Origin of the sequence: Billgrantia endophytica, from assembly GCF_002879615.1 — a bacterium.
GTDB lineage: Bacteria > Pseudomonadota > Gammaproteobacteria > Pseudomonadales > Halomonadaceae > Halomonas > Halomonas endophytica.
Window position 1 is genome coordinate 40917 of record NZ_PNRF01000021.1, and the last position, 8600, is coordinate 49516.

General features: G+C 65.0%; 9 protein-coding genes. 7 read left to right on the forward strand and 2 right to left on the reverse strand.

Annotated elements, in window-relative coordinates:
• Positions 1–54: 54 nt before the first annotated feature.
• From C1H69_RS11010 to C1H69_RS11035, 6 genes are all read left to right on the forward strand, one after another.
• Positions 55–1257: an MFS transporter gene (locus C1H69_RS11010; RefSeq protein WP_102653454.1), complete on the forward strand. Its 1203-nt coding sequence runs from the start codon at positions 55–57 to the stop codon at positions 1255–1257.
• A gap of 160 nt (positions 1258–1417) precedes the next feature.
• Positions 1418–2272 carry an AAA family ATPase gene (locus C1H69_RS11015; protein ID WP_102653455.1) on the forward strand — a complete coding sequence of 285 codons (855 nt, stop codon included), beginning with the start codon at positions 1418–1420 and terminating at the stop codon, positions 2270–2272.
• A gap of 3 nt (positions 2273–2275) precedes the next feature.
• Positions 2276–3454: a vWA domain-containing protein gene (locus C1H69_RS11020; RefSeq protein WP_102653456.1), complete on the forward strand. Its 1179-nt coding sequence runs from the start codon at positions 2276–2278 to the stop codon at positions 3452–3454.
• A gap of 113 nt (positions 3455–3567) precedes the next feature.
• Positions 3568–4215, forward strand: coding sequence for a hypothetical protein (locus tag C1H69_RS11025; RefSeq protein ID WP_102653457.1), 648 nt, complete (start codon positions 3568–3570; stop codon positions 4213–4215).
• Entirely contained in the window at positions 4212–4970 is a 759-nt protein-coding gene (locus C1H69_RS11030) for a DUF3307 domain-containing protein (protein WP_102653458.1), read from the forward strand. The genes C1H69_RS11025 and C1H69_RS11030 overlap by 4 nt, the downstream gene beginning before the upstream one ends.
• A 3-nt stretch (positions 4971–4973) precedes the next feature.
• The gene (locus C1H69_RS11035) at positions 4974–5888 is read left to right on the forward strand and encodes an N-acetylmuramoyl-L-alanine amidase (RefSeq protein ID WP_102653459.1); all 915 of its coding nucleotides are present in this window, start codon (positions 4974–4976) and stop codon (positions 5886–5888) included.
• Here the strand turns inward: C1H69_RS11035 and C1H69_RS11040 are convergent.
• The gene (locus tag C1H69_RS11040; RefSeq protein WP_102653460.1) at positions 5876–6439 is read right to left on the reverse strand and encodes a helix-turn-helix domain-containing protein; all 564 of its coding nucleotides are present in this window, start codon (positions 6437–6439) and stop codon (positions 5876–5878) included. The two genes, C1H69_RS11035 and C1H69_RS11040, sit on opposite strands and share 13 nt — an antisense overlap.
• A gap of 188 nt (positions 6440–6627) precedes the next feature.
• On the opposite strand from C1H69_RS11040, the gene C1H69_RS11045 reads away from it, so the two are divergent.
• On the forward strand, positions 6628–7842 hold the full coding sequence (locus C1H69_RS11045) for a benzoate/H(+) symporter BenE family transporter (RefSeq protein WP_102653461.1): 1215 nt from the start codon (positions 6628–6630) through the stop codon (positions 7840–7842).
• 34 nt (positions 7843–7876) lie between these two features.
• Here C1H69_RS11045 and C1H69_RS11050 read toward each other — a convergent pair.
• On the reverse strand, positions 7877–8600 hold a 724-nt coding region (locus tag C1H69_RS11050; RefSeq protein ID WP_102651734.1), incomplete at its 5' end, for a transposase.

The following is an 8600-nucleotide window of genomic DNA, read 5'->3' on the forward strand; positions in this document are numbered from 1 at the left end:
CAGGCGCCGCGCGACCTCGTGGGAGAGCACGCAGTGTTCTCAAGGAGCCAGTCCATGTCGACACAACCTCGCGAAAAGACCAACGTGGCCATTCTGGTCACCGGCCAGACCCTGTTCATGATCGCCGCCATCACGGTAATGACCCTGAGCGGGGTGGTGGGCCAGCAGTTGAGCCCCGACCCTGGCCTGGCCACGCTGCCCATCGCCCTGATGATGGTGGGCACGGTGATCTCCACGCTGCCCGCTTCACTGTTCATGAAACGCGTGGGCAGGAGGCTGGGCTTCATCACCGGGGCCGTCGTGGGCGGCGTGGGTGGCGGCCTGCTGAGCTTCGCCGCCATTGCTGCGGGTTCGTTCTGGCTGTTCTGTGCCGGCAATCTGCTGCTTGGGCTCTACCAGGGCTTCGCTATGTACTACCGCTTCGCCGCCGCCGACGTGGCCAGCCCCTCCTTTCGCAGCCGCGCCATCTCATTTGTCATGGCCGGCGGCGTGGTCGCTGCTTTCCTGGGGCCGTGGAACGCCAGCGCCACGCTGGGCTGGGTCGCTGGCGTACCCTCGGGCGGCCCCTATCTGATCATTGCCCTGTTGGCCCTGGTGGCCATCGGGCTGCTGACTCAACTGCGCGTGCCGGCCAGCGGCGAGCCGCAACCCGGCGACGTTTCCCGCCCCATGGTGGCCATCGCCGCACAGCCGGCCTTCCTGGTGGCGGTGCTGGCCGGCGCCGTGGGGTACGCCATCATGGTGCTGGTGATGACAGCCACGCCGCTGGCCATGCGCTCGGCGGGTTTCGAAATGAGCCAGGTCGCCTTCATCATGCAATGGCATGTGCTGGGCATGTTCGCCCCGTCGTTCGTCACCGGCAGCCTTATCGCCCGCTTCGGCGTGGACCGCATCCTGCTGGCAGGGGCGGCGATTCTCACCGCGGCCATGCTGCTCTCCAACCTGGGTCAGGCCATCGGCCACTTCTGGGTGGCCCTGGTACTGCTTGGGGTCGGCTGGAACTTCCTCTTCATCGGCGGCAGTGCCCTGCTCTCCACCGTCCATTCCGAAACGGAACGGGGCAAGGTGCAGGGCATCAACGACCTGATCATCTTTTCACTGGTCGCCGTCGGCTCGCTGATGTCGGGTCAACTGTTCCACCGGCTGGGCTGGGAAACCCTCAACCTGGTCATGCTGCCCCTTATCGTGCTGGTCGCGCTGTCGGTACTGGGCTGGTCGCTGGGACGACGTCTCGCCAGACAACGCAGCCTCGACTGAGCGCTTGTTCACCTTGCGTGGCATGTCATCATCGGCGGGCGGTGCCTGCCGGAGGTACATGCCTGCTCGGGTTCCTACCTACCGGGGTTTGTTCATGCCCTCGCCCTTCCGTACACTTGTTTGACTTCCCCTCTACCCCACTTGACGCTGAGGCAGGACCATGGCTTTCGATTCGACTTCCACCTATGTGGCCACCGATGCCCTCAAGCAGGCGGTGAATGCCGCCGTGACCCTCCAGCGCCCGCTGCTGATCAAGGGCGAACCGGGCACCGGCAAGACCCTGCTGGCCGAGGAGCTGGCAGCCTCATTGGGCACCCGCCTGATCACCTGGCACATCAAGTCCACCACCAAGGCGGCCCAGGGGCTCTACGAGTATGACGCGGTGAGCCGGCTGCGCGATTCCCAGCTGGGTGTCGAAGGCGTGCACGAGGTGCGCAACTACATCAAGCCCGGCAAGCTGTGGGAGGCTTTCACCGCCGAGGAACGGGTAGTGCTGCTGATCGACGAGATCGACAAGGCGGACATCGAATTCCCCAACGACCTGCTCCAGGAGCTGGATCGCATGGAATTCCATGTCTATGAGACCGGCGAGACCGTCGCCGCCAAGCAGCGTCCGATCATCGTGATCACGTCCAACAACGAGAAGGAGCTGCCCGACGCCTTCCTGCGTCGCTGCTTCTTCCACTACATCGAGTTCCCCGACCGCGACACCATGCAGAAGATCGTCGATGTCCACTTCCCCAAGATCGCGCCGAAGCTGGTCGGCGAGGCCCTGGAGGTTTTCTTCGACCTGCGCCAGGCGCCGGGGCTGAAGAAGAAGCCCTCCACCTCGGAGCTGGTGGACTGGCTGAAGCTGCTGATGGCCGACGACCTGGCCCGGGAGGCGCTCTACCACCGTGACCCGGTGAAGGCGATCCCGCCGCTGGCCGGTGCCCTGGTGAAGAACGAGCAGGATACCCAGTTGCTGGAGCGACTGGCCTTCATGCTGCGTCGCCAAGGCAATCAGAGGCGCTGAGCCATGTTCATCGGCCTGTTCGAGACCCTGAAGCGCGCCGGCGTACCGGTATCGCTGCGCGAGCTGCTCGACCTGCATGCGGTGGTGGAGCATGGCGTCGTGTTTGCCGACATGGAAGCGTTCTACCAGGTGGCGCGCACCGTGATGGTCAAGGATGAGCGGCACTTCGACCGCTTCGATCGCGCCTTCGCCGCCTGGTTCGAGGGGCTCGAGAATCTCGATGCCGCCATCGAGGCGCTGATTCCCGACGACTGGCTGCGTCGCGAGTTCGAGAAGCAGCTTTCCGAGGAGGAGAAAGCCCGGATCGAGTCCCTGGGCGGGCTCGAGAAGCTGATCGAGACCTTCAAGAAACGCCTCGAGGAGCAGAAGGAGCGCCATGCCGGGGGCAACAAGTGGATCGGCACCGGCGGCACCAGTCCCTTCGGCGCCTATGGCTACAACCCCGAGGGCATCCGCATCGGCCAGGATGGCTCGCGCCACCGTCGGGCGATCAAGGTGTGGGATGAGCGGCGCTTTCGCGACTACGACGACTCGCTGGAGCTCGGCACCCGCAACATCAAGATGGCGCTTCGCCGACTGCGCAAGTTCGCCCGCCAGGGCGCCGCGGAGGAGCTCGACGTGGATGGCACCATCCGTGAGACCGCCCGCGACGCCGGCCTGCTCAACGTGCAGATGCGCCCGGAGCGCCACAACGCGGTGAAGGTGCTGCTGTTCCTCGACGTGGGCGGCTCCATGGACGACCACATCCGTGTCTGCGAAGAGCTGTTCTCCGCCGCCCGCTCGGAATTCAAGCACCTGGAGCACTACTACTTCCACAACTGCGTGTACGAAGGTGTCTGGCGCAACAACCATCGCCGCACAAGCGAGCGCATTCCCACCATGGACGTGTTGCATACTTACGGCAGTGACTATCAGGTCGTGATCGTCGGCGATGCCGCCATGTCACCCTATGAAGTGACTCACCCTGGTGGCAGCGTGGAGCACTTCAACGACGAGGCCGGCGGCGTGTGGCTCAAGCGACTGGCCGCCAAGTTCCCTCGGCTGGCCTGGCTCAACCCCATGCCGCCCCGGGCCTGGGAGTATACCCACTCCACCCAACTGATCCGCCAGTTGATCGACGACCGCATGTACCCGATGACGCTGGAAGGGCTGGAAAACGCCATGCGCGAGCTGGCTCGCTGAGCACTAATAGCCCCGCAGGGCGATAATGTACAAATATAGCCCTCAAGGGTTATTTAGTTGCCGAATAGCCTTTTTCGGCTATGATGAAGTCGACCCTCCCTGGAGCGCTTGCCATGACCCAGCGAATCGCCGTGCTGACCGGCGATGTGATCGACTCACTCAAGGTCGAGGATCGTCAGCGGCTCTATGCACTGCTGGACCAAACCCTGGCCGGACTGGCCTCCCGGCATGGCGGACGCAGCGAACGCTTCCGCGGCGATGGCTTCCAGTTGGCCCTGCCCAGGGCCACAGCCGCCATGGAGGTGGCTATCGCCCTGCGTGCGGCACTGATCGAGCACTCCGAGGCCGACCAGCGCTGGGACGCCCGCATTGCGGTGGCGGTGGGCCCGGCAAGCTGGCCGGGAAACGGCCGGCTCGCGGCGGCCGATAGCGAGCCCTTCGTGCGCTCCGGCCACGACCTGGATGCCTTGAGCGAGGGCAGCTCGCACCTGTCGCTGGCACTGCTCGACGAAACGGACGATGGTAGCCTGGCCCTGCTGACGCGCTACCTGGATGACATGGTGGCAAGCTGGTCGCGCTACTCGGCCGAGGTGGTCAGGCTCAGTCTGGAGAGCGAGACCTCCCAACAGGCCATGGCCGATCACCTGGGCATACGCCAGCCCAGCGTGCACAAGCGCCTGCGCGCCGCCCGCTGGCCACTGCTGGCCGATACCCTGACCTACCTGAACGAGCGGCTGGCGGAAAAGGATAAACGCCGATGAACCCCCACGATCTCTCACTGCTGATGGGGCTGGTGCTGGCTCACCTGGCCGGCGACTTCCTGCTGCAGCCGCGCCACTGGGTCGACGAGCGGGTGCGTCGCCTGCACCGCTCGCACCACCTGCTCTACCACGTGCTGGTTCACGCCGGCTTGACCGCCCTGGTGTTGATGGTTGCATCTTGGCTGCTGCCGGGTTCCCCCGGTCCGCCGGGAGTGCTCGCCGGGGCTGCGGCGGTGGCCGCCAGCCACTGGCTGATCGACCTGGGCAAGGCGAAGCTGCCCGCCGGCCGGCTGCGCTGGTTCCTGCTCGACCAGTTGCTGCACCTGCTGGTGCTGTGCATGCTGTGGCTGGCCTGGCTCGGCAGCCTGGCACCACTCGAGGCGCTCGGCGCCTGGCTGCTCACGCCGACGGTGCTGGGCGTGGCCACCGCCTATCTGATCGTGACGCGGCCCTTCTCGTTCGCCATCGCCATGGTGATGAAGCGTTGGAGCAGCCAGCTCGAGGATACCGGCACCCTGGCCCGGGCCGGTGCACGCATCGGCATACTCGAACGCCTGCTGGTGCTCTCGCTTGTACTGCTCGACCAACTGACGGCGGTGGGCTTTCTGCTGACCGCCAAGTCGGTGCTGCGCTACGGCGACCTGCGGGAATCGAAGGATCGCAAGCTGACCGAGTATGTGTTGCTGGGCACCCTGGTGAGCGTGGCATCGACGCTGGTGCTGGGCCTGACGCTCAGACTGCTGCTGGAGCGTTGAGGCATGCGCTATCCCATTGCAGCCCTCCTGCCTCTCGCCCTGCTGCTGGGCGCCTGCGCGGGCCCCGAGCACCTGGAGCGACGTGATGGCTACGTGGTGGACCACTTCCACGTCTCGCATTCTCATAACAGCAGGGTGCGCCACCTGGTAGTGCACTACACCGACGTGGACGAGGCCGAGTCTCTGGCAACCCTGACCGGACCCCATGTCAGTGCCCACTACGTGCTGCCGCTACCGGCTCACCAACGGGCCGGCGAGCCGCTGGTCTATCAACTGGTGGACGAGTCGCGCCGGGCCTGGCATGCCGGCGCCAGCGCCTGGAAGAACCGCACCAACATCAACGACACCTCCATCGGGATCGAGATCGTCAATACCGGACCCGATCGCCCCTACGCCGAGGTGAAGCAAGCGCTGGAAAGCGACTCGGAAAACGTATCCGGGATCCATTGGGCACCCTACCCCGACGCACAGATCGAGGCGCTGATCGCCCTGTCACGGGATATCATCGAGCGCCACGCTATTCATCCCACCGACGTGGTGGCCCACTCGGACATCGCTCCGACGCGCAAGATCGACCCGGGCCCGGCATTTCCCTGGTACGCGCTATACGAAGCGGGTATCGGGGTATGGCCAGAGGACGAGACAACGGCTCGCTACCGCGACCGCTTCGACCATGCGCCCCCCGGGCTTGCCACCTTGCAGCAAGCACTCCAGGCCTGGGGCTATCCGCTGGCGGCAAGCGGCGAGCTGGATACGCAGACTCGCGCCGTATTGCGCGCCTTCCAGATGCGCTTTCGTCCCGACGACTACCGCGGCCAGGCGGATGCCGAAACCGCCGCGATCCTATGGGCGTTGCTGGAACGATACCAGCCCGAGGCCCTACGCCGCCTGAGTGACCGAAAGGCTTATCGCGGATAGTGAACCATATCGTGGAACAGCGCCCTGCTCTCACTCAGGTTGCGGTAGGCGTGGGGCTGATCGGCAGCAAAACGTAGCCCCTGCCCCGCTTTCATGTGCTGCCAGCAGCCTTGCAAGCCAATCTCCAGTTCACCTTCCACCACCACGACATGCTCGATCACCCCAGACGCGTGGGGGTCCGATTCGCTGATCGTCCCCGGTGCCAGTTCGACGACGAGCAGTTCGAACCCCAACCGCTCATCCACGGGAAACAGCGTCGCAAAGCGCATACCCGAAGCATCCCCGTCCAGGCTCGTCACATCCGCCTGGCGCAGCGAAGTCCCATCGTTCTGGCCCACACCCGGCGGCTCGACCAATGCCGAAAAGGAGACCTCGAAGCCACTGGCGATCTTCCATAGCGTGGCTACCGTCGGGCTCGACTCGCCACGCTCGATCTGACCCAGCATGGCCTTGCTGACGCCGGTCTCCGCCGCACTGCGATCCAGGCTCCAGCCACGCTGTTGGCGCAGGGATTTCAGGGTGGTGGCGATCTGCCGGGCGATGTCATGCATGCGGCTTCTCCCATGGTGAATGAATGCTTTCCATGCGGAATCCTGACCGTGGATGGCTCATTGTACGTTATAACGCACAGTGGTATCGTACCCGTGCGCTATAACGCACACCAACCACGCAGAGCGATCATCGCCATACGCCCCCGTGTCGACGCCCCCACGGGAATTCCGAGCCGCCGGGAGCCGAGATGTCCGAAACGCCCACCCCCACAACCAGACACCGCTCCCTATGGCGCGACCTGAGCCTATCGACTGCCACCGCTGGCCTCGTGGCAGTATTGATCGGCTACAGCAGTTCCGCGGTAATCATCTTCCAGGCCGCCGAGGCCGCCGGTGCCACGCCGGCGCAGATCGGCTCCTGGCTGTGGGCACTGGGCATCGGCATGGGCGTGACATCACTGGGCCTGTCGTTGCGCTACCGCATGCCGGTGCTCACCGCCTGGTCGACACCCGGCGCCGCGCTGTTGGCCACCAGCCTGCCGGGCGTACCCATGGAAGAAGCCATCGGCGCCTTTCTCTTCTCGGCGGCACTGATCACCCTGTGCGGAGTTACCGGTCTGTTCGGCACGCTGGTCAAGCGCATTCCGCCCACGCTGGCCGCCGCCTTGCTGGCCGGAGTGCTGCTGCGCTTCGGGATGGATCTGTTCGTGGCCCTGGAGCGCCAGTGGCTGCTGCCGCTGGCCATGCTGGTCGCCTATACGCTCAGCCGGCGCCTGGTACCGCGCCATGCGATCGCCGTGGTACTGCTGGTGGGAATCGCCATTGCCGCGGGGCAGGGGCACTTCAGCCTGGACAGCGTTCGATTGGTGCCCACCGTGCCGATGTTCACTGCGCCTGAATTCGCGCTGTCGACGCTGATCGGGGTGGGGATACCGCTGTTCGTGGTGACCATGACGACCCAGAACCTGCCCGGTATCACGGTGCTGCGTGCCGCCGGCTATCAGGCGCCCAGCTCACCCCTGATCGGCTGGACCGGGGCCGCCACCCTGGCCTTGGCGCCCTTCGGCGGCTACGCACTCAACCTGGCAGCGATCAGTGCCGCCGTGTGCATGGGCCGCGAGGCGCACGAAGACCCCGCACGGCGCTACACCGCCGGGGTTGCCGCCGGGGTCGGCTATCTGGTGATGGGCGTGTTCGGTGCCACCGTCACGGCGCTGTTCGCCGCCTTTCCCGCCGAGCTGATCATGGCGCTGGCAGGCCTGGCTCTGCTCGGCACCATCGGCAACGGCCTGGCCGGCGCCATGGAAGATGCCGGCCAGCGCGATGCCGCGCTCGTGACCTTCCTGTTCACCGCCTCGGGCATCAGCCTGCTGGGGATCGGCTCGGCCTTCTGGGGCCTGGTGGCCGGCATGGCAATGCTGTGGGTCGGCGGCGCAGCGCGCCGCCAGACAGGCAGCCGCTAGATACCATCTCTCCTAACCAGTCACAAACAACCCATTAGGTGGTTTGCGACCGATATTCGGTTTGGGTCTTGAGGATGCCATAGGCGATGTGGATTAGCTTCCGCATCGCCGCCCCCAAGGCCGCCATTGTGCTCTTGCCGTTTCCTGTCAGCCGCCGGTAGAGCGCCGAGATATCTGGGTTTCGCCTCAGCCCTACGACGGCCGCCATGTACAGGCTCTGGCGCAGCTTCGGGTTGCCAGCTTTCGAAAGACGGGGCCGCATGCGCACGGAACTACCCGACTCCCAACTAACGGGCACAAGTCCCGCAAAAGCAGCAGCCTGCCGAGCGCTCTGGAACGCGCGGCTACGTAGCATCGCCAACAACCTGAGTGACACGGCGGGACCAACCCCCGGGATCGTTTGCAACAAGACCCGGTCCCGCTTTAAGCCAGGGTGCTGATCGAGATGATCATCGATCTGTTGCTGGAGGCGATCCCGCTCGCGCGTCAATGCCAGCAGGATGTCATCAATCGAGCGGAGAATATCGGTTGCCATGATGAACTCGGCTTTTTCCCGCCGGTTTCGCTCACGGTGAATGTCTTTGTCCATTGCATCGAGTCGCGCCGCCAGCGCCTTGAGCTTGCGCACTTCCTCAGGCTCTGGCTGCCAGCATTCAGGCTGTTGAGTTGCGCCATACCGTGCCAACACCACGCTGTCCTTCTTGTCCGTTTTGCCGCGTACCCCCAGGCTACGAGAGAAGTCACGTACCTGCGCAGGA

Coding starts and splice junctions, on each gene's coding strand:
- C1H69_RS11010 (WP_102653454.1), top strand. CDS start 55: ATGTCGACACAACCTCGCGAAAAGACCAACGTGGCCATTCTGGTCACC.
- C1H69_RS11015 (WP_102653455.1), top strand. CDS start 1,418: ATGGCTTTCGATTCGACTTCCACCTATGTGGCCACCGATGCCCTCAAG.
- C1H69_RS11020 (WP_102653456.1), top strand. CDS start 2,276: ATGTTCATCGGCCTGTTCGAGACCCTGAAGCGCGCCGGCGTACCGGTA.
- C1H69_RS11025 (WP_102653457.1), top strand. CDS start 3,568: ATGACCCAGCGAATCGCCGTGCTGACCGGCGATGTGATCGACTCACTC.
- C1H69_RS11030 (WP_102653458.1), top strand. CDS start 4,212: ATGAACCCCCACGATCTCTCACTGCTGATGGGGCTGGTGCTGGCTCAC.
- C1H69_RS11035 (WP_102653459.1), top strand. CDS start 4,974: ATGCGCTATCCCATTGCAGCCCTCCTGCCTCTCGCCCTGCTGCTGGGC.
- C1H69_RS11040 (WP_102653460.1), bottom strand. CDS start 6,439: ATGCATGACATCGCCCGGCAGATCGCCACCACCCTGAAATCCCTGCGC.
- C1H69_RS11045 (WP_102653461.1), top strand. CDS start 6,628: ATGTCCGAAACGCCCACCCCCACAACCAGACACCGCTCCCTATGGCGC.